At 34.5% G+C, this 21,300-nt stretch carries 22 protein-coding genes and 2 pseudogenes; 13 read left to right on the top strand and 11 right to left on the bottom strand.

Translation table 11 applies throughout. From position 1 onward, the window contains the following. Nucleotides 1–69 precede the first annotated feature (69 nt). The 4 genes from Y10_RS09035 to Y10_RS09020 form a co-directional block, all read right to left on the bottom strand. Nucleotides 70–834, bottom strand: a complete 765-nt coding sequence (locus Y10_RS09035; RefSeq protein WP_281765061.1) for a LytR/AlgR family response regulator transcription factor — start codon at nucleotides 832–834, stop codon at nucleotides 70–72. Beyond that, on the bottom strand, nucleotides 831–1,958 hold the full coding sequence (locus Y10_RS09030; RefSeq protein WP_281765060.1) for a sensor histidine kinase: 1,128 nt from the start codon (nucleotides 1,956–1,958) through the stop codon (nucleotides 831–833). The genes Y10_RS09035 and Y10_RS09030 overlap by 4 nt, the downstream gene beginning before the upstream one ends. A gap of 225 nt (nucleotides 1,959–2,183) precedes the next feature. After that, nucleotides 2,184–2,930: an SDR family oxidoreductase gene (locus Y10_RS09025; RefSeq protein ID WP_281765059.1), complete on the bottom strand. Its 747-nt coding sequence runs from the start codon at nucleotides 2,928–2,930 to the stop codon at nucleotides 2,184–2,186. A 52-nt stretch (nucleotides 2,931–2,982) separates the two neighbouring features. Next, the gene (locus Y10_RS09020) at nucleotides 2,983–3,585 is read right to left on the bottom strand and encodes a TetR/AcrR family transcriptional regulator (protein ID WP_281765058.1); all 603 of its coding nucleotides are present in this window, start codon (nucleotides 3,583–3,585) and stop codon (nucleotides 2,983–2,985) included. Between the two features lie 436 nt (nucleotides 3,586–4,021). Here Y10_RS09020 and Y10_RS09015 point away from each other — a divergent pair, with 436 nt between their 5' ends. Together Y10_RS09015 and Y10_RS09010 are read left to right on the top strand one after the other, a co-directional pair. Then, nucleotides 4,022–4,918, top strand: coding sequence for a helix-turn-helix domain-containing protein (locus Y10_RS09015; RefSeq protein ID WP_281765057.1), 897 nt, complete (start codon nucleotides 4,022–4,024; stop codon nucleotides 4,916–4,918). A gap of 83 nt (nucleotides 4,919–5,001) precedes the next feature. Further along, entirely contained in the window at nucleotides 5,002–5,814 is an 813-nt protein-coding gene (locus Y10_RS09010; protein WP_281765056.1) for an SDR family oxidoreductase, read from the top strand. A 402-nt stretch (nucleotides 5,815–6,216) separates the two neighbouring features. On the opposite strand, the gene Y10_RS09005 is transcribed toward Y10_RS09010, so the two are convergent. Then, nucleotides 6,217–6,396, bottom strand: a complete 180-nt coding sequence (locus tag Y10_RS09005; RefSeq protein WP_281765055.1) for a hypothetical protein — start codon at nucleotides 6,394–6,396, stop codon at nucleotides 6,217–6,219. Nucleotides 6,397–6,480: 84 nt separating this feature from the next. On the opposite strand from Y10_RS09005, the gene Y10_RS09000 reads away from it, so the two are divergent. Next, a complete protein-coding gene (locus tag Y10_RS09000; RefSeq protein ID WP_281765054.1) occupies nucleotides 6,481–7,104 on the top strand; it encodes a TetR/AcrR family transcriptional regulator in 624 nt (207 codons plus the stop codon). A gap of 198 nt (nucleotides 7,105–7,302) precedes the next feature. Here the strand turns inward: Y10_RS09000 and Y10_RS08995 are convergent, their stop codons facing one another. Together Y10_RS08995 and traM are read right to left on the bottom strand one after the other, a co-directional pair. Next, nucleotides 7,303–8,013 (bottom strand): DUF4138 domain-containing protein, encoded by a 711-nt coding sequence (locus Y10_RS08995; protein WP_281765053.1) that lies wholly within the window; start codon nucleotides 8,011–8,013, stop codon nucleotides 7,303–7,305. Nucleotides 8,014–8,178: 165 nt separating this feature from the next. Beyond that, nucleotides 8,179–8,541: a conjugative transposon protein TraM gene (gene traM, locus Y10_RS08990; protein ID WP_281765694.1), complete on the bottom strand. Its 363-nt coding sequence runs from the start codon at nucleotides 8,539–8,541 to the stop codon at nucleotides 8,179–8,181. A gap of 321 nt (nucleotides 8,542–8,862) precedes the next feature. Here traM and Y10_RS08985 point away from each other — a divergent pair, with 321 nt between their 5' ends. From Y10_RS08985 to Y10_RS08970, 4 genes are all read left to right on the top strand, one after another. Then, on the top strand, nucleotides 8,863–10,368 hold the full coding sequence (locus tag Y10_RS08985) for a PIN domain-containing protein (protein WP_281765052.1): 1,506 nt from the start codon (nucleotides 8,863–8,865) through the stop codon (nucleotides 10,366–10,368). Beyond that, nucleotides 10,331–10,765, top strand: coding sequence for a hypothetical protein (locus Y10_RS08980; protein WP_281765051.1), 435 nt, complete (start codon nucleotides 10,331–10,333; stop codon nucleotides 10,763–10,765). The genes Y10_RS08985 and Y10_RS08980 overlap by 38 nt, the downstream gene beginning before the upstream one ends. 122 nt (nucleotides 10,766–10,887) lie before the next feature. Next, nucleotides 10,888–11,409 carry a hypothetical protein gene (locus tag Y10_RS08975; protein WP_281765050.1) on the top strand — a complete coding sequence of 174 codons (522 nt, stop codon included), beginning with the start codon at nucleotides 10,888–10,890 and terminating at the stop codon, nucleotides 11,407–11,409. Nucleotides 11,410–11,472: 63 nt separating this feature from the next. Then, a complete protein-coding gene (locus Y10_RS08970; protein ID WP_281765049.1) occupies nucleotides 11,473–11,619 on the top strand; it encodes a hypothetical protein in 147 nt (48 codons plus the stop codon). A gap of 58 nt (nucleotides 11,620–11,677) precedes the next feature. Here the strand turns inward: Y10_RS08970 and Y10_RS08965 are convergent. Beyond that, a pseudogene (locus Y10_RS08965) lies at nucleotides 11,678–11,883 on the bottom strand (ATPase); the annotation flags it as partial. Between the two features lie 41 nt (nucleotides 11,884–11,924). Next, a complete protein-coding gene (locus Y10_RS08960) occupies nucleotides 11,925–12,467 on the bottom strand; it encodes a TetR/AcrR family transcriptional regulator (protein ID WP_281765048.1) in 543 nt (180 codons plus the stop codon). A gap of 210 nt (nucleotides 12,468–12,677) precedes the next feature. Between Y10_RS08960 and rsxC the strand changes: the two genes are divergently transcribed. The 5 genes from rsxC (at nucleotide 12,678) to Y10_RS08935 (ending at nucleotide 17,553) form a co-directional block, all read left to right on the top strand. After that, nucleotides 12,678–13,931, top strand: coding sequence for an electron transport complex subunit RsxC (rsxC, locus tag Y10_RS08955; protein WP_281765047.1), 1,254 nt, complete (start codon nucleotides 12,678–12,680; stop codon nucleotides 13,929–13,931). After that, the gene (locus Y10_RS08950; RefSeq protein ID WP_281765046.1) at nucleotides 13,931–15,019 is read left to right on the top strand and encodes an RnfABCDGE type electron transport complex subunit D; all 1,089 of its coding nucleotides are present in this window, start codon (nucleotides 13,931–13,933) and stop codon (nucleotides 15,017–15,019) included. Before rsxC ends, Y10_RS08950 begins: the two co-directional genes overlap by 1 nt. A gap of 46 nt (nucleotides 15,020–15,065) precedes the next feature. Next, nucleotides 15,066–15,611, top strand: a complete 546-nt coding sequence (locus Y10_RS08945; RefSeq protein WP_281765045.1) for a pyridoxamine 5'-phosphate oxidase family protein — start codon at nucleotides 15,066–15,068, stop codon at nucleotides 15,609–15,611. Nucleotides 15,612–15,775: 164 nt separating this feature from the next. After that, nucleotides 15,776–16,660 (top strand): DsbA family oxidoreductase, encoded by an 885-nt coding sequence (locus Y10_RS08940; protein WP_281765044.1) that lies wholly within the window; start codon nucleotides 15,776–15,778, stop codon nucleotides 16,658–16,660. 23 nt (nucleotides 16,661–16,683) lie between these two features. Beyond that, a complete protein-coding gene (locus tag Y10_RS08935) occupies nucleotides 16,684–17,553 on the top strand; it encodes an NmrA family NAD(P)-binding protein (protein WP_281765043.1) in 870 nt (289 codons plus the stop codon). Between the two features lie 45 nt (nucleotides 17,554–17,598). Here the strand turns inward: Y10_RS08935 and Y10_RS08930 are convergent. Then, a pseudogene (locus Y10_RS08930) lies at nucleotides 17,599–17,736 on the bottom strand (ATPase); the annotation flags it as partial. Nucleotides 17,737–18,029: 293 nt separating this feature from the next. Here Y10_RS08930 and Y10_RS08925 point away from each other — a divergent pair. Further along, nucleotides 18,030–18,926 carry a hypothetical protein gene (locus Y10_RS08925; protein WP_281765042.1) on the top strand — a complete coding sequence of 299 codons (897 nt, stop codon included), beginning with the start codon at nucleotides 18,030–18,032 and terminating at the stop codon, nucleotides 18,924–18,926. A 160-nt stretch (nucleotides 18,927–19,086) separates the two neighbouring features. Here the strand turns inward: Y10_RS08925 and Y10_RS08920 are convergent, their stop codons facing one another. After that, nucleotides 19,087–21,300, bottom strand: a complete 2,214-nt coding sequence (locus Y10_RS08920) for a glycoside hydrolase family 3 C-terminal domain-containing protein (RefSeq protein ID WP_281765041.1) — start codon at nucleotides 21,298–21,300, stop codon at nucleotides 19,087–19,089.

Below are 21,300 nucleotides of genomic sequence, written 5' to 3'. Positions count from 1 at the left end.
TTTGTCAAGAAAATAACAGCTTCTAAAACATCCCAAAATGTACCCTGCATCCCTGTGAAATCACCACCGCTAAAAATCTAACCAAGCTTTGAGTAAAGGAGCTTTATCTCTGCTTACCACTACTTCACGTCTGTCTGCTCCTTGCAATAACAGGCGTAACTTTCCATTAAAGTCATTCTGAATTTGTACAATAGCATCCTCTTTTACAATGTATTGTCGGTTCACTCTAAAAAAGGTAAGCGGATCCAATTCTTTTTCTAATTCTTCTAAGGTTTGTGGTAAGGTTTCAATGGTATTGGTATTCAGGTAGGCATAGGTAATTCCCAATTCTGTATACATAAACAAGATGTCAACAATTTGTAAGGTACGATACCCATCTCGGTAAGGTAATAGAAAACGGGTTCTGTAATTTTTGGGTTGTAAATACTGTACCAAACCAGTGACAGCCGTATTGATAAAAGGTAGGGTTTCCATAAAGTTCTCATACCGCGCAATGGCATTCCGCAACTCCAATTCCTCTATAGGCTTTAATAAATAATCAATACTGTTGTATTTAAAGGCTTTTACAGCATATTCATCATAAGCTGTAGTAAAAATGACCGCACAATTAATATTGACGTGATCAAAAATCTCAAAACTCAGTCCATCAGACAAGCGAATATCCAATAGCAATAAATCCGGCAATTCATGGGTCTGTAACCACTGCACTGCTCCTTGCACACTATCCGCAATTCCTACAATTTCAATACCCCCTCCCATGTTTTTCAAAAGACGTTGCAATCGGGCTACATTGGGTTCTTCATCTTCTACAATAAATACATTGGTTATTTTCATGATATCAGCGGTAGTTTAACAATAAAATAGTCAGTAGTCTGGTACATCACCGGTTTTTCCTGACTCAATAATAAATAGCGATTGGTGATATTTTCTAACCCTAATCCAGAGGACCAAGCCGTCTTAGGCATTGGGTCCAGAGTATTGATGACTACCAAATGCGTAGCATCTTCTTTCTTTATAAAAATTTGTAACGGGGTTTCTTTACGGGTTTGGTTGTGTTTGATGGCATTCTCTACTAAAAACTGTAACGTCATAGGAGGCAGCTGTAATGTTTGTAATTCAGGGGCTACTTCAATATCAAAAATAACCGCTGCGCCAAAACGCTTGGCAATTAAATACCGATACGCTTCTAAAAAGCGCAGTTCGTCCGCTAAAGGAATCAAATCTTTTTTAGAGTTTAAGAGCGTATACCTATACACCTTAGAAAAATTCTCTGCATACAATACCCCAGCCTCTTGATCATTTCGGGTAATTTCTGCCAACACACTTAAATTATTAAAGATAAAATGCGGATCTATTTGCAGCTTTAACGCTTGTAATTCCGCAGCAATAGCTGCCTGCTCAAACTTTACCGCCTCTAATTGATGTGCAGTAGCCTGCACGGCAGATTGTGTCCAATTATAGAGTAAATAATCTCCCGTATTAATAGCTGTAATCACAATAGAAACCATAAAATTAGTAACCAACAATTGCATGGTTACCGAAAGCTCTTCGATGGATTTAATGTGCTTGGTAGGTTCTACAGATATCACCAACATATAAATCAGCAGCACCACTGCCAAACTACCTAATACTAACAAAATCGCTTGCCAAATAATGCGTTTTCTAGGTTTGTCTGTCCATGGGAGTTTACGATTCAAAATTGCATCGATCATCAATGAGATTTCTGCAAGCAAGATACAGATACCAAAAAGCCAAGTAAGATCATAGATGAACTTGCCTATGGTTTTATTAAAAAATTGTGACCAACCCGGATTTAAGGGATCAATCATGAACGATAAAAACAAAAACACCCCAACAGACACTCCCCAAATCACCAGTCGCTTTCGGGATACAGAAAGTAACCGGTACTTTCCGTTGCCTATTTTTTTCTCTAATATGTTTTTGGAATCTATCTGCATCATACACCTCTTAAAACTACAAAAATACCGCAAATTGAGTTAGGATGTCCCTACAATCACATCAACCGTTGAATATGCGTGTTTAATCGCAAAAAATTTGGTGTCAATTGTCTACTTCTTTAATTCCATCTAAAAAAACACCTCATAAGTTACATCCTTATGAGGTTACTATCTTCAGCTTACCAAAGAATCTTAAAAAAGATAATTCTTTATAATAGATAAAGTTTAAGAATTCATTGGCGCATTCAGCATCTCAAACGCTTCCTGTGATTTGGAAAAATAGGTATCATAAAAGGCCTTCGTATCTCCCACATGAATTTCAAACAAATCCGTTTTCCAGGCTGCTATCAACTCTGTTGCCACTTCTGAAGCCGGCATACCATGTTCCAACCCTCCTATTTCAGACGAAAATTCAGTAGCTACTAAGGGTGGCATTAATTCAAATAATTTCACGCTACTATCTTTCAACTGCTGACGTAAACTTTGTGTATAGGAATGTAACGCTCCCTTACTAGCACAATACCCAGCTCCCGGAGCAGATGGACACAATGCGGCGATGGAGGTTACGTTCACAATAGCTGCCTCCTCTTTAGTTCGTAATAAAGGTAAGAACTGCTGAATAAGCTTTAAAGGAGCAAAAAAATTCGTTTCAAACTCCTGTGAAGTGGTTTGATAAAAAGTAGTTTCCTCTAAAACTGGTGTTATATAAGCTAACCCTGCATTATTAATCAATACATTTAAGGTCTCAAAACGTTCAACAACTGTCTTGACTAATTCCTTTACATCTTGTTCCTTCGTAACATCTGCCTGTAATGTAGTCACCCCCGGTAACATTGCTTCCACCGCTGCTAGCTTTTGCAAATTTCTCCCCACAATGATGACTTTGTTATGAGGATGTAACTGTTTGGCTATTTCCAAACCAATTCCGGAACCGCCTCCGGTAATAAGAACCGTGTTATTTTCTAATTTCATATATCAAAAATTTAATTTTGTACCGATTAGTACAAAATAGGTTAAAAAAATTTTATAAGATCATTTCCAAATTTGTTTCAATTAATTCCTGCAACACTTCAGGAGCCCGTTGCATGCGACGTGTCACTTGAATACCATTCCATAAATTCAACAACTGCCATGCGATTAATTCTGGATCTAACCCACTGTTTACGATCCCCTGTTGCTGTCCTTTTGTTACTACCAACGCAAATAACTGTTGTAGTTGATGCAGCAGTCTATCCACCTCATTTTTAACCACAGTCTCCTTTTCAGAAAGCTGTACCAAGGCATTCCCTAAAAAGCAGCCACGCTGTTGCTCCTTAGCGGTTCCTCGAGCCAACGCTCTAAAAAGTTTTTTCAATGCTGTAATGGGATTTTCAGCTTGTAAGAGCATCACTTCCATTTGCTGGTATTGTTGTTCAAAAAAAAGTCGTATGCTCTTTTGATACAATTCTTGCTTCCCTCCCTTAAAAGTTAAGTAAAAACTTCCCTTACCAATACCCATGGCTTTCAGTAATTCTTCTGTAGAAGCAGTATGATAGCATTGATCCCAAAATACCTCTAGCGCCTTTTCTACAGCACTTTGTTCATCAAATATTTTAGGTCTTCCTGCCATGATTAAAATAACTTTCATGCAAATGTAATAATTTTGTACCAAATAGTACAATTTTATTTTTTCAACCTAAAAAAGTTTATATCGATTTACAAAAACACTCCCTGAATGATACACAGCAATACTTCACTTACCTAGCTTCCACAACTAAAATGACCATATATACACTATAAAACCCAAACAAAAGAGCTGCTTCCCATCGATCAACTTTTTTCCTACCTCCCATAACCATTTCAAACAAGAAAAACACAAATGCATTTTGGAAAAACGTAAAATATGAAAGATATACTTTGAGTAAACATTGTTAAACAACTTGAGTTTTTTATAAAAGAAGAAAATAATTTAAAAACTGATAAAATGCTTTTTTAAATTAACCTAAACCAACAAGGTTTTGCTTTAAACAATTCCTTTCTTCATAATGAAAATACCTTACGATTGATTTTTGTATTTTTGTACAATGAAAAATATTGAAACTTTAGATGATTTCTATAAGCAACGTTTAGAAAAGATACCTGAAACATTACAAAAAGAATTAGGTCATTTTAATGTGTTTGCTTTTGATGATTTGATGGGATGTAGCATTAAACCTATTCCCTATAGCAGAAGAGGCTATTTTAAAATAAGCTTAATTGAAGGAAAAAACAAAGTACATTATTTAGATAAAACCATAGCGATTAAAAAACAAGCACTGCTATTTGCTAATCCACAAGTCCCCTATAATTGGGAACAAGTTGGTAAAGAACAGCGTGGTTTTTCATGTGTGTTTACCGAAAATTTTTTTCATCATTTTGGAAATCCTATCCAATATGCACCATTTCAAGCAACAGGTGACCCAATTATTGAATTAACAGACCAACAAACCGAATGGGCAAAACAAGTGTTTTCAGAAATGTTAACAGAGTGGACATCTGATTACAAGCATAAATATGACAAGATGCGCATGTTAGTTTTTGATTTGTTGTATCAAGCAGAGAAAATACAACCTCCTAAAAAGAACTCTCAACAGCATACTAATGGTGCACAAAAAATAGCAACTCAGTTTTTAGAACTCTTAGAACGTCAGTTTCCTATAGAAGATGTTGGTGTATTGCCATTACGTTCTGCATCAGACTTTGCAGAAAAATTATCTATTCATGTAAACCACTTGAATAAAGCACTAAAGATGGTTTTTCAAAAACCTACCTCGGTGATTATTCAAGAACGTATTTTGGTAGAAGCTAAAATATTATTACAACATACCGATAAAGACATTTCGGAAATTGCTTTTGCCCTAGGCTTTAAAGAAGCTACACATTTTCATAACTTTTTCAAGAAGCAAACCAGCATAACACCCAGTCAATTCAGAATTGATTGATTTTTGTATAATCACGATTGTTTTTTGTTACTATAGGCTTCTTGCCTCCTTTACCTTTGTCCTCATAATAAAATTAAATAATTATGGCAAAGACAATTTTTATTACCGGAACATCTTCTGGTATCGGAAAAACAACCGCAAAGTATTTTCAGCAAAAAGGATGGAATGTGATTGCAACCATGCGTAATCCTGAAAAGGAAACGGAACTTACACAACTGCCTAATGTAACCTTACTACCGTTAGACGTTACCAATGAAACACAAATGAGAGCTACTGTAGCTAAGGCCATTTCTTTAGGTAAAATTGACGTAGTATTAAACAATGCAGGCTATGGTACAGTGGGAGCTTTAGAAGGAACTACAGATAAAGAAATAGAACAAGTAATTAACACAAATCTTTTAGGTGTTATCAAACTTACAAAAGAGTTTATTCCTCATTTTAGAGAAAATAAAGGTGGTGTATTTATCACTATTTCTTCAATAGGTGGTTTAGTAGCTTATCCTTTCTTCTCTTTATACCACACCACTAAATGGGCTGTTGAAGGGTTTACAGAAAGTTTAGCTTTTGAATTAAATCAGTTAGGTATCCAGGTTAAAACAGTACAACCAGGACCTACAAAAACAGATTTTACAGGCCGTTCTTTGGTAATTCCAGAGCATCCTGCTTATGATTCTATTTTTGATAGTTTCAAAAAATTATTTTTCAGTGATGAAGTATTAGACAATCTGGCTCCTGCAGAAACTGTTTCAGAAGTTATTTATGAAGCAGCTACAGATGGCAAAAATCAATTACGATATTTAGTTGGGCCTGTTGCTAATGGCGATTATAACAAACGTTTAGAATTGGGTGCAGAAGTATTCCACGAAGAATTAGATAAAGCATTTTTCGGTAAATAAAGTATCACTGCTTTAAATTTTAAAAGGCTGTTTTAGAAGTAATTCTTTGACAGCCTTTTTTTTGCATCATATAAAAAAACAACGCTCCTAGAAAATAACAACATACATCTACAACATCTGCCGTTCCTATTCTACAATATGTAGGGCCAATAAATTCACATAATACAGACACATATATGGTAATTATTAACAACCATGGCCAAGCTATTGGTTGTTTAAAATTGATATTTGAAAAAAGTAGTTTTCTGCAAATTAAAATAAAAGTAATTAGTGCAGGAATCGTAATTATATCCGTCAAGTAATCATTTAGATACGGAATGATGATTTCAAAATACCGAAGTAATTTTATAAGTACCCATATAATACCATAAACTACAATTTCAAAATACAAATATCGGTGTATCATGCAGCGATTAAAATCATTGAAAACATTATCAAAACCATTATTGCCATAATACCACCTATGGTATAAAATAAAATGTTTTTAAATACCTTAACAATGAATAAATCATTTTCCTTAATAGGAAAAAACATATCTCTAACACTTGGATTCTCCTGTTTTTTTTCAGATTTAGTTTTCATTAATTTTAATTTTAGAACAAATGTACTAATTTTAAATTAACATACTACTTTTAGTATCTTTGTAAATCGAGATTTAGATACTAAATGACTACAAAAGATAAAATACTCAACTGTGCACTTCAGTTATACAATGAACAAGGACCTAACAAAATTACCAGCCGACACATTGCTACAGAATTAGGTATGAGTCCCGGAAATTTACACTACCATTTTAAGCATACAGATGACATCATCATTCAATTATTTAACCAACTAGCAGATTCTTTTGATGAACTTATATCAGAACTGGAGCAATCTAAGGTGGATTTAAATTACTTAATGAACTTCACTAATAAGTCTTTTGATTTGGTCTATACTTATAGATTTATATTTCTTTCTTTTGTTGAGCTAGGCAGAAGAATTCCGGCTATTCAACAATTTTATCAAGAGATTAACGAACGAAGACTTCATGAGTTCAAAACAATATTTAAAAACTTTCAAAAAAAGAAAATTTTTAGGCAAGATATTCCGTCTCATGTTTTAGATTTGTTAGTAAACCAAATTTTTATTGTTGGAGATTTTTGGCCTTCTAATAATGATTTGACTCTAAAATTAGAGCAAGTAGCGGCCAAAAAATATTACTCTAAAATATTTTTAAACATGTTTTATCCATATTTTGAGCCAAGTATTCAGGTACAATACCAATCGCAATTAGGTTTTAGTGAGTAATCATCATTGCTACTTTTCTCTGATACCATTTTGAATAAACCATTTTTCACAGGTAAACGTCCAATTATTTGTTTCTAGCGAATTATTGCGTAATCCAATTGAATGCTTACCTTCTGTGTAAATATGTTCATAACCACATAGTAAAAAAACAGTAAATACAAAAATGCATACTCCTCATCCAAATTATATATAAAATAGTTACAATCGAAGTTCCAAACTCCTATTCCCCATCACTTCTCCTACTTCCAATTTCAACTCCTCATGAGTCCCCACCACCATTTTGGGTAACACCAATACCCAACGACTTTCTCCACCAGCAACTATCTTTTCAGGTTCCAAATACCGATAGGAAACCGGCAACTCCAATTCTTGATACGAAGACTTTTTCCCTTTTCGGCCTCTACTCACCAATACACGTACATCTCCCACCTTAAAATCAATATCTGATTTATTCTTAAGGGAAACCACCAAATACATTTGGTTTCCAACGTACTTCCATTCTTCCAAGCGCAATCGCAACTTCTTACGCCTCCTAGTCTTCACCTTACCTCCATGGTATTGCAACAAACGTTCACACGCACTATCGTACTTCTTCACCTCAGACCTACTCAACCCATGTTCAAACGTCTGCACCTTCACATCCGGTTGTTTTTCCTTGCTAATATGTTCGGGTTTCAATACTTTGTAATAGGTTTGCTCCAATTGCGCTTTGTAAGCTAACGTATAGCTGTAAATCGTTCCTGAAGTCGTAATCACAAACAGATTACTATCTACGCCTTCCGTACCTTGTAAAAGTCCCATATACTGCCCGGACTCTTTGTTATAGGTAAACACAAAATGCGCATCTCCCACCACTGCTTGTCGTATGGGTTCCGGAAATACCAACATCACTACCTGATGTGCATTCACAAACAAGGTATCTATCTTTTCCGTGGCCTATGCCTGTAACGCACTTCCCATGCCTAGCATTCCCAATAGTATTTTTATATACTTTTTCATCATCATTTTTATTTTAGTTCCATTGATTTTATTCTTAATTATTATAATTCCGGTTTTAAAATGAGCTCATACCCATCACTGACCGTGACTTTTACTTTTCGATTGTTCTTCTGTACTAATTGTTGCAAGAAACTGGTACGCACCCATAGTCGGGATGTTGATATCGCCTATGGTTTGGGTAACCGCTTCTTTGGTCGCTTCTGCCCGAAAGGAATTCACCGTATAAATCCCTTCACTCCCATCCTGCTTGTCATAAGCCTTTAAGCTCACTTCCATTGTTCCTATATGGGTAATATGCAACAAAGTTCGGTTCGGCTGAAAAGACACAAATCCATACAGCCATGTATACCGCTCAAACTCCTTTCCACGTACCTTAGCCGGTTTCATCAATTCCAGTTCCAAACGATACTTGCTCTGCACGGTTTGGGTTCCTCGCACCTTTACATATAACAAAGCATCCACATACGTATGACATGGAGGGACATATTTGTGAATAAAATAAAGTTTGTTATTGGTTGGTTTTAAACGGGGTTAAAGCGGGTTAAATTATAATAAAAAGCTCCATACACAATGTTGATAACTTAAGTATTATAATATTAGAAGCTAACCCAATAACGCTAAAATAGCAGAGTTCACTCTATTAAAATACTTTCGTTAATTATCATAAAAGTTCCTGTTATCCGGAAAATAACATGCAAGATTGTGTATATTTATCTTCATATAACGAGTTGGTAGCAATTTAACAAATATCGTAACAATTTGAGAATATTAATAGATACTAACATTCTAATTGAACTTGAAGACAATCGAGTCATTACGGAAAGTTTCGCCAAGTTTTATAGAATTGCAATCACTAATGAATGTGAAATTCTCTACCATCCTAAAGCTATTCCAATGGATGTTAGCAGAGACAAAAATACGGAGAGAAAAAAGATAATAATATCTAAACTTAATAAGTATCAGTCGTTACAAGATTACGCAAAGCCAACAGTTGAATTTACTTCTAAATTTAAGAATCAAAAAATAAATGACGAAATTGACAACAAACAGCTTTTCCAACTAAAAAAACGATTTGTAGATTTTTTTGTTACTCAAGACAACGGAATTCATAAAAACGCAACAAAATTAAATTTAAGCAATAAAGTTCTAACTATTGAACAAGCATTAAAATTTCTTGAAGACCAATTTACTTTTAAAATTCCATCTCATCCGATACTTCGTGAACATAGTATTCGGGAAATAGAAACAAAATTCAATAGTTCCTTTTTTGATAGTTTAAGAGAAGATTATGGAGAAGTTCAATTTAATAATTGGCTACAAAAATGTGTTACAAAAAATAGAAAATGTTATTCGCTAATAGTCGAGGATAATTTACAAGCTATTTTAATTTATAATATAGAAAAAGTTGAAGATCACCAATTACCAAAAATATTTGAAAAAGCTCTAAAAATTTGCACGTTAAAAGTAGATGACACAGCTTTTGGAATAAAATTGGGAGAACTGTTTTTGAATAAAATGTTTGAACTGTGTATTAACAGAAAAATTAAATATTTATATCTAACTGTTTATGAAAAACAAGAACATTTAATTAAGTTATTAGAAACATTTGGTTTTTATCGTAATGAATTTAAAAATAGTCAAGGTTTAATAGAAATTCAAATGATAAAATGTTTAGATAAAAGCAAAATTGCTATCTCAAAAAATGTAATTTCTGCACATCCATTTTATTTAAACGGTTCAGACATAAAGAAATATGTAATTCCAATTCGTCCAAATTTTTACGGTTCATTATTTAAAGATGGTAAATTAAGACCACCTACTTTATTTGACAAAGCACCCGATAGTATAAATGAAATTCAAGGAAATACTATTTTAAAAGCATATATATCAAATTCAAAGAATCAAAAACCAACAAAAGGAGACATTTTATTTTTTTACTCATCAAAAGTTAATCAAGTAATTGAACCATTTGGTATTTTAGAAAGTATTGAAATCGTAAATGATTTTGATAAGCTATGGAACATTGTTAGAAAGAAAACGGTCTTTACAGAAACAGAATTAAGAAATTGGTTAGAAGAAAAAAAAGAATTACACGTTATTACATTTAGACTAATTGCGTATTTGAAAAAAAATATTAGCTTACAAAAAATTAAGGAAATAGATAGTTTTAAGAATAAAATACAAACAATAACAGAACTAAAAGAAATTGATTACATCAAATTAAAGAATGAAGGATACTTTGACAAGCGTTATATTATCAATTAAACCTATTTATGCACAAGCAATTATGTCTGGAACTAAAAAGGTTGAGTTTAGAAAGAAAATTTTTAAAAGACCTGTTGACAAAATTTTTGTTTACTCTTCTTCACCTGAAAAGAAAATTATAGGCTTTTTTACAATAGAAGAAATAGTTGAGAATAGTCCAGAAAAACTTTGGAGTGAATTCAATGAAGTTGGCGGAATTGAAAAAAATGATTTTTTTAATTATTATCAAGGTTCTGAAACTGGTTTTTCAATTAAAATTTCCGAAGTAGAAAAGTTTGAAAACGGAATTGACCCAGCTGATTTTTTTGAAAATTTTTGCGCACCTCAATCATTCATATATTTAGAGGAAGAAACTGCTCTAAATATTGAAGAAAAAACTGCTACCAACACCGTATAACAACAATTGCGGCTTTGTGTCCTGCGGACACAACCGCGCAAGCATAAAAGTCGGGAATTTTAGCTATCTTAGTTTTCAACCAATCCGCAACTGATTGTTATACAAAACCGTTGTAATTAATAATGGAAACATTGACAATTTTATATATAATCTTTGGAATTTCAGTTCTTATCCTTCTATTTCAAAAAAAACGGATTGACAAAAATGCGGAATATGACTCGTATGCTGACGAAAAAAACGAATGGTCAATATTGACTTCGTTTTCGGAATTAAAAATTTTGAGCAAATATGCTGGAGAATTAAGATTTGGACCGACCTTTATTCACATTAAAACGGAACCAAAAAATGAGTTCGGAAAAGAATTTTATGGAGATTGGTTTTTTAGGACAGAAAACGGAGTTTATTTGCAAAAATGGAATTCAAATCCAATTAAAAGCGGAGTTCATACCAGAGCGGATAATGACTTGATTTATTACGACCGACTAAAAAATAAAATCAAAGTCTTGGAAACAGGAATAAAGTCGTTTCATTGGACTATAGAAAAGGATGAAAATAACGGACTGACTTTAATATCTGACAACGGAAAAACAACAAACCGAATAAAAATTACTAATGCCAATCGAGTAGACGGCCGTGAACGATAAGTCCACGGTGCGCCTCTCACACCACCGTACTAGTTAAAGCTCAATTTTCAAAGACAGTAAGCCATGAATAAAAAAATATCAATAGCTATCAGTGATGCTTTTACTCCTTTAATAAATGGCAAAATCTCTTTTGAGAATTTAAAAAACGTCATACAAAAAGGTATTGATAGTGGTATTGTACATGATTTTGACCCTGAAAAACACTTGTAGGCCTTAAAAGCGAAACGCGCTCAGAATGGTTAAATTGTAAATTTTCCTTACAATCCATTCACCTCCGCTTATCCCCACTCTTCTTGTCAAAAGCCATCAAATTAACGAGCTGTCTCATTCGACTACGCACCCGATTCCTATAATAAGCTTCCTATTCTTTCGCATTCAAATTGGTAGTAGTATGGTACGTACCTGATGAATTAAAAACAAATCATATCGAGACAACAACACCTCTCCAATCACATTGGAATTCTTCCCAAAGTAACATCTCGTAAACCTTATCGCTAAAACTGCATAAAAATGACTTATTTATAAAATGGAAGTAATCGAATAAATCGTTCCAACACATCATCGATAGGAAGTGTATCTTCATGGAACAACCACCATTCAATCAATCCTGCACTTGCTGAAATCTGTGCTTGAATCAGAATCTCTCGATCCAACTCATCCTTTATCTTTTTTATTTCATCCGCCTCTTGAAATCCTTCTCGTAACATTTCTTCCATGCGCTTCCTAAAAAACAACGTATCCTCTCCAGAAAACATATCCCTGTAAAATGCCGCATGTTCCTTTAAATAATTAAAGGTACTACGCATAGCCTGTTTGGCGGTAAATACTCCTTCCACTGAACCATTGGAACATCCTGTCATTAACTGCTGCAAATGCATATCCACACATTGTTTCCGTAAATCAAACTTATCTTTAAAGTGTAAATAAAAAGTTCCTCTGTTTACATCTGCCTGATCGGTAATCATAGCCACAGAAAGCTTATCCATAGCATGGGTAGCTGATAAGGTCATAAAAGCTTCAAATAAAGCCTGTCTCGATTTCTTCACTCTACGATCCATTTTCTTCTTTTTAAATTTTAAGTACTCAACAGTTTTCTTTCAAATGTTGAATAAGCAACATATGTGATCTTAAATTTCTTAAATCTTACAGCAAAGATAAATAAACACTTGTTGATAAACACACAACCGTCTAATTTAGTCATCAAAATTCATACTAATAGTGGCATGCCCTACTAGTTGTTAAACTCATTTTCTAAACAAATTTAACTTATGATGGCAATCCCCTCCTTGAAAAAGGAAACTAAAACTCAGGAAATAAAACGCTTACCTGATCCCCCTTATGTACTGCTATCGCTCCTTGGTTATCAAGAGCCACTAAAACCAGTGATCGCATCCGGTGCCCATGTACAAAAATATCAACTCATAGCCCAATCAGAAACCCATTGGTCTATAAAGCTACACGCCCCCATTTCAGGCATTGCGAATGTAGTTGAATATAATGGACAACGCTACCTTAAGATTACTAATGATTTCAAAAATGATAGCATTGTATGTACACCTCCAAAAGTAGCTTCACTCAATAATCAAGATATTTTGAAAGTGATAAGAGATGCAGGTATCGTAGGAAGCGGTGGCGCAGGGTTTCCAACACACATTAAATACGATGTTTCTGATAGACCTATTACCCATTTCATCATTAATGGTGCTGAATGCGAGCCTTACCTAAGTGCAGATTATGCACTCATGAATCAAGCCGAAAATCATTTATGGAAAACTGTACAGGTTATTCAAAAACTATTGCAAGCGGATCAAGTAGTTCTTGCAATTGAAAAACAACACCGTGAATTAAAAAAGAAGATGGAACATCAAATCGCTCAACTGAATATAAATATCAAAATTCAGCTGCTTGGTAATGATTATCCACAAGGTTCAGAACTACAGCTTATTAAAGCTGTGGCAGGAAAAATAATTCCAAAAGGAAGTATTACCGCTCATCATGGGGTAGTTGTAAGTAATATTGGAACGATAGCAGCTATTGCAAATGCATTGTATTTGGGTATTCCTTATACAGAGCGTATCGTCACCATATCTGGTGAAAAAGCTAGGACAAAGGGTAATTTTCTACTAAAAATAGGAACTCCTATCAGTTATTTGTTGAAACAAATGGGACAAGATTGGCTACCTAGTGACCACCAAATTATTCTTGGAGGCCCCATGATGGGAAGCCCTATTGCCCACTCTGAAGAATCGATCTCCAAAGGAACCGGAGGTGTATTGCTTCTGAAACACTTGTACCAAAAAACCTTTAACTGCATACAATGTGGTTATTGTGCAGACGTATGTCCGCAAAAATTAATGCCCATGGAATTTGCTCGACATGCAGCAAATGACAACATAGATGGCTTACAGCATTTCAATCTCAAATCTTGTATAGAATGCGGAGCATGTGCGTATGTGTGTCCAAGCGATGTACCCCTTATCTCATCTATACTTACAGGTAAACAATTAATCAAAACTAAGTAATGAATCTTCATCCATTTATAAAAGCACCCAGAAATACAACACAAGCTATTATGCTTGATGTTATTGTAGCATTGATACCGATAGCAATGGCAAGCTATTTAGCTTATGGTACGCTAGCACTAACCCTTCTTGGTACAGCTATTACCACAGCGGTTGTAACTGATTTGTTATTCTCGGGAATATTATTTGGGAATTGGAAAACCCCTTTAGATGGCACTTCTGTTATCACAGCTATGTTGCTCACCTTTACCATATCCCCATTAACACCTTGGTTTGTGGTCGCATTTGGTGCTGCTGCTGCTATCCTATTTGGTAAAATACTTTGGGGTGGTTTAGGAAAAAACAGATTTAACCCAGCTCTTGTTGGTCGTGAATTTATGGCTAGTGTTTTTCCTTCCATACTTGGAGCCTCTAGCATCTGGGCTACCACTTCCTTTATTAACCTTCCGGCACAGGATTTTTTCACGGGAGCAGCAAATGAACCCGTCAAAACTTATTTAAGTAGTCTTCTTTACAACCCTTCGGGGGCATTGGGCGAGTATTCTACCTTTCTCATTGTTTTAGGCGGCTTATATCTCACCCTACGCAAGCGCATTAGTTGGCACATTCCTACTATGCTACTTGGGGTTTTTGCGATTAGCTGCGTTGTAATTGGTGATACCGTAAACCTTGAGTATTCTTTTGCGGGGTTATTGTTTGGTACTATTTTCATGGCTACCGATATGCCGTCAAGTCCGAACAATGCACCTGGAAAAATCTATTATGGTGCTATGATTGGTTTGGTAACCTTTATTTTAGTTTGGTCTGGAGTAAAGTTTTCATATCTATCGTATTCCATTCTTATTTTAAATGGCTTTTCCTCAATAATCAGTGAAGTTTTCAAACCAAACCCATGGGGTGAAACAAACAATAGACTTCAAAAAAGTGAAAAGATAGCTCTACTAACAATCGCCATTCTAGGAGTTACATTTGCTGTTATTTATTTACACGAAAACCATGCGTTAATCTATGTATTGGTAGTGTATATCCTATATGTTGTATTAAAATATGCATCCGATTTTCGACACAAATTGAAATACCCTATTTAACCCTTCATACATTCATTTCATTACACATTTAAATTTCATTCAGCATATGAAACAGCCCATTATTTACCTCGTAACAATCCTGCTATTTACTGGATTTCATTATATTCATAAAACAAGTAGTAAACAGAGCGATTTATCTTCTATTGATGCCATATCAGGTGCTTCAAGCATCATTGGTAGTCCTAAAATAAAGATACAAGATGTAGATGCTAGTGTTGTATATGACTCTTTAAGTCAGATTGGTATTTATTTCATTTCCACTATTTATAACAACAAACCCAAGGTGCGTCCTTATGGGAATATCCATTTACACGAAGGTAAAATTTGGTTTTTTGTAGATAAACGGAAGGCAACCTATCAGGAATTGAAAGAAAATCCAAGTATTGAAATTGCAGCTACTAAAGGTCAAGGGGGAAAATTTATCCGAGTCACTGGAACTGCGGTGCTTGAAGATAATCAAACTTTGATTGAAAAGATAGCCAAAGAGAATCCCTATTTTGAAGGTTCTGGGTATGAAATTGGAGTTTTCTATATTTCGGATGCTCTTGCAGAACTTCCCTCCAATACAGGACCAACTATTGTTAGATTTTAATGATAACAATAACCTACTCAACACTTTTTACAAAAGTGTTGAGTAAACCACAAATGAGCCCCCTGATTTCTTAAATCTTTCCGTAAAAATTATTAAACAGTTGTTGATTAAATAACAACTGTTTAATTTTATTTCATCGTTACAAACCACTCAAAATAAACAATATGAAATGGATACGAACATCTAAAAAGAATAGACTAAAAGCAGTTTCCTACCTTGGTATTTGCACCATTGTCATCGGTACAATAGCCATTTTTAAAGTAACAGCACAGTCCCATAATCAAAATCAAGAAATGATGAGCACAGAAAATAAAATGACAGAACTATTGAAGGAAGAAACTCCTACCGTATTGGTAGAAGTATGGTCAGATTACCTTTGTCCGTGGTGTTATATAGGGGAAGCCAACCTCGAAAATGCGATTGCTGATTTAGGTATCAATGCCACAGTGGTATACAAGAGCTTTCAGTCAAACCCTACACTGCAAGGAGCTTTTACCGTAACTGAAATCGCTAAGCAAAGCGGTTTTAGCTTAGAGGAAGCGAGAAAAAAGTCAAAATACATCGAGGATATGGCTAGTAGTGCCAATGTGGAACTACACATGGACTCTGTAATAATGGTCAATACCATGGATGCACACCGTTTGGCTTATATGGCCAAACAAAAAGGACATGGCAAGGAAATGGCAAAGCGACTTTTTGAAGCCTCTTATGTAGAAACTAAAAATATAGCAGACCCAAATGTGTTGACAGCATTAGGTGAAGAATTTGGTATCTCAAAAGAAGAAACTTTTGCCATGTTGAAAAGCGACCAATATCGAGCTGAAATCAAATCAGAAATCCAAGAAGGCATCAACAACGGCTTACGTGGTGTACCCTATTTTGTCATTAATAAGAAATATTCCCTATCCGGGGCACAGCCAAAAGAGGTATTCAAAAAAACCTTCACAGATATTTTACAAAAAGATGGTTCTTATACCCCACTCATCAGTAAAAGCCCATCTGGTTATACCTGTGATGAAAACGGTTGTGAGATTCCAAATAAACAATAATTAACGTTAAATTCTATAACATCATGATACTTATAACAGGAGCCACAGGTCATTTAGGTTATTTGACCTTAACAGCACTATTAAAACAAAAGTCAGCATCTGAAATAGCTGTGTTAGCGCGTAAAGAAAGTGACAAAACTAAAGAGATAGCCGCATTAGGCGTTGAAGTAAGAATTGGTGAATATGCCAATAAGGAGTCCTTGGTAAAAGCTTTCAATGGTATTGAAACCCTTTTCTTTGTTTCTACTCACGAAGCAGCACAAGATATTACCGTTCACCAAAACGTGATTGATGCAGCTGTACAAGCAAACATTCAAAGGATCGTATATACCAGTACCCAAGGGGAAAAGTCAGTAGACAAGAATCATTCGGAAGGAGCTGCTGATATGCACGCCTTCACCGAAGCAGCTATTAAACAATCCGGTTTAAACTATACCATACTTCGAAATGCACCTTATATGGAATCCTTACCAATGATATTAGGAGAGAAGGTTTTAACTGAAGGATATGCAATGCCAATGGGTAACGGAAAGCTTTCATTTGCTACAAGACAAGATATGGCTATTGGCTCAGCAAACGTATTATCCACAAACGAACATGATCATAAGACGTATGAATTTGGAGGTACTGCTTCAGTAGGTTTCAATGAGGTTATGGAAATACTATCTGAATTGACGGGTAAAAAACTGGAATACCATCCAATTGATCCCGAAACCTACGAACAACAAAGTAAAGAAGCGGGTATCCCTGAAATGTACATTCAAGCTAACCTGGGGTTTGCTAACCAAGTAAAGAATGGATATTTTGACCATCCTACTCAGGATTTAGCTAACATACTAGGACGAGAACCAATGTCGGTTGAAGCCTTTTTAAAAAATACTTATCAAGTATAATTCATAATCTTCATGGAAATCTTTCCCTTAAGGTTTCCATGAAGATTACCCCCGCTTATCCCGACTCTTCTTATCAAAAGCCATTAGGTTAAAGAGTTGTCGCATTCGACTTCGTACCCGATTCCCATAATGTGCTTCCAGTTCCTTTGCATTCAAATTCGTTGTAGCATGAGTCCGTACCTGATTACTCCACTTATACTCAAACCCATGCAAATTGTTTTTATTTACAAGGGTTTGTTGTTTATAAACGTATGTTTTACTGCCTAATACGGACACCCTGATAGGAAATAATAAGCCTACTGGGAAGAAGTAATCCTAAACACCTGAAACAAAGGACTCTATAATTAATCAGAAATAATTGAATATTAACAATAACAGTAATACATAAAAATAAAAGCTCCTTTTACCTAGAAAATAACAACTATTATTATGTACATTTACCTTGATATAACCAGTTGACCAACATTTGAACAATCATGATAACAAAAGACAAACTATTTTTATTCGGATTTATTTTGATATTTTATTTGAGTTGCAGCTCTGATAATGAAGGGTTTAACGGCATCGAAACAACCGATAACTTTTATATTGAGAAATATAATGGTTTTTACGCTCAATATAATGTCCCTTTATCTCTATCTAATCCAACTTATGATAATTTGGTTAAATTTGAATATGATGAAAACAATAGAATAATTAAAAGAATTGGGGATATTATTTATACTGGTATAGGCGGATACTTACATGACTCGTTGTATACTCAATTAGTTTATACTAATAATGAAGTACATATGGAAAAGAAAATTGCTCCATTTGGGGGGCTACTATATGTAGAAGGTAATGAAGCAACAATCACATTTGATGATAACAACAGAATGATTCAAAAAATCACTTTTCACGAAAATAATAATCCTCAAATAGATACGACTCATTTTTACTATGATAATAGTGGAAAGTTAATTTCTTATCTCAAAACTTCTAACCGCGATACAAATCTAGATTGGGACACTCGATATTATGAAGAATCAAACCTTTATTATTCTAATAATAATCTTGATAGTATTGTTACTATAATAAGCATGAAATGGAGTGACCAGCCATACACAATACTTAAGAACAAACAAACTCAATATTTCGAGGAATATGATAATGCTATAAATCCTTTTAGAAAACTTCAAATCTTCGAAGAAACATTTAATAGATCTTTATCTGATAATAATTTCACGAAATATAGAGTAACATCGCAAGCTTATCATTATTTAAATAATGATTATAGTCAAACACCAACGATGTATGAAGCTTATGAGATTTTTTCCCAAAATTGGAGTTTTGTATATGATGAAAATGCAGAATGGATTTATAACGAACTTTAAAAAAGATTTACAAAAAATGTATAACCGCAATTACGGTGGATTCGAGAACAAATATTTAATAGTATCTGACTAATTATGTAAAGAATAAAATTCAAAAGCCTGTAGATGTAAACATGTACAGGCCTTTTTTTGTTAATTCAAAATTTTCTAAAAAATATAATCAATTTATCAATTCAAATTTTTCACTTCCCTCTATTTCTAATGATGATGATCCTATCAATACTTTAAATTTACCAGGTTCTGCTATCCATGCATGCTTGGCATCATCAAAATAGCTCAAAGCATCTTTTGTTATCACAAACTTCACCGTTTTAGTTTCTCCGGGTTCTAAAAATATTTTTTCAAAACCTTTAAGCTCTTTCTCTGGTCTAACTAAAGAAGACTTTACATCTGTGATATACATTTGTACTACCTCAGCACCTGCTCTATCCCCTGTGTTTGTAACCGTAGTTGTAATAGTTATATTCCCATCAAAATTCATTTCTTTATTACTAGCAATTACTTTTCCATATTCAAATGAAGTATAACTTAAACCATGACCAAAAGCAAATAAAGGCGCTATATCAGCATTATCATGATGACGATAGCCTACAAAAATACTCTCTGTATAACGTACTTCACCTTCCTTACCAAACTCTCCAATAGTATGTGCTGAATTATCAGCTAATTTTTTAGGAAAGGTAAAGCATAATTTACCTGAAGGATTCACTTCTCCAGTTAATATCGCTGCCAAAGCATTTCCTGTTTCAGTACCTAAATACCAGCCCTGAACTATCGCTGGTACCTCATCTGCCCATGGCATGGTTACCGCGTTACCAGATATATTTATAAATACTAAATTCTTATTAACTTTCAATAATTCTGTTACTATTTTGTCTTGTCCGTATGGTAAATCCATGGTAAGTCTATCAGCACCTTCACTATCTTGATGGTCACTTTTATTCAATCCTCCTACAAAAATCACCATATCTGCTTTTTTAGCTTCTTTTATTGCTTCTAACAGTAATTCTTCAGGAGTTCTATCGTCAGATAAATCCTGACCAGATTTCACCCCATTATAATCACCACTAGCATCGCCTATATAACCACGAGCATAGGTAATGGTAGCCACATCTCCTACTTTATTTTTTAAGCCCTCTAAAGGAGATACTTCATATTTAGCCTTTAACGAAGAACTACCTCCACCCACTGTCATCATTTTAATTGCATTTTCACCAACAACTAAAATATTTTTTGTTTTAGTAAGATCAATGGGTAACGTTTCTTTATCATTTTTTAATAAAACGATTCCGCCTTCAGCTATTTTTCTTCCAGTGTCAGCATGTGCTTTTGTTCCAAAAGATCCAAATGGTCGTTCTGTATACATTTCCGTACGGAAAATTAAACGTAGAATATTACGTACTTTGGTATCTAGTTCTTTAGTCCCAACAGCTCCACTTTTAATCATTTTGTAGTAAGGATCTGCCAAATAATAGGCATCATATGCATTTGTTTTTCCCATAGTTAAACCATCAGTCCAACTACCAAACTCCATATCTAATCCATTATAAATAGCCTGTTCCGTTTGGTGTACTCCACCCCAATCAGATACTACCACACCATCAAATTTCCATTCATTACGTAAAATATCTTGTAGTAAGTACTGATTATGACAACACTGTTGATGCTTATACAAACCATAGGCTCCCATAATAGCCCAGGCATGCCCTTCTTGAACTGCTGCTTTAAAAGCAGGTAAATAAATTTCATATAAAGCTCTATCATCTACCACCACATTTACTCCATGTCTGTCTGTTTCCTGATTATTTAAAGCAAAATGCTTTACACATGCCGCTACTCCATTTTCTTGAACTCCCTGTACGTAGGGAACAACCATTTGAGATGACAAATAAGGGTCTTCCCCCATATACTCAAAATTTCTACCATTTAATGGAGAACGATATATATTTACTCCTGGACCTAACAAAACAGTTTTGTTTCGGTATCTAGCTTCTTCACCTATAGATTTTCCATATAAATAAGCCATATTCTTGTCCCAACTAGAGGCTAAACAAGTAAGAGACGGAAATGCAATACATGAATCATTTGTCCAACCTGCCTGATCCCATTCATCCCATAACACCTCGGGACGAATTCCGTGTGGCCCATCGGTCATCCAAACTTCAGGTATTCCTAATCTAGGTACCCCAGGAGAACTAAATTTTGATTGTGCATGAATCATTGCTATCTTTTCTTCCAAGGTCATACGTGATAACGCATCTTCTATGCGTTCTTCCATAGGTGCTTTATTGTTAAGGTAAACAGCTGTAGCTTCTTGTGCTTGTAACCATAAATTACAACAAATACCTAAGAGTAATAGAAATGTTTTTCTCAT

The sequence above is a fragment of the Neptunitalea lumnitzerae genome, from assembly GCF_027924185.1.
Taxonomy (GTDB): Bacteria; Bacteroidota; Bacteroidia; order Flavobacteriales; family Flavobacteriaceae; genus Neptunitalea; species Neptunitalea lumnitzerae.
The sequence above is the reverse complement of the archived record's forward strand: the minus strand, read 5'-3'. Positions and strand labels throughout refer to the sequence as shown.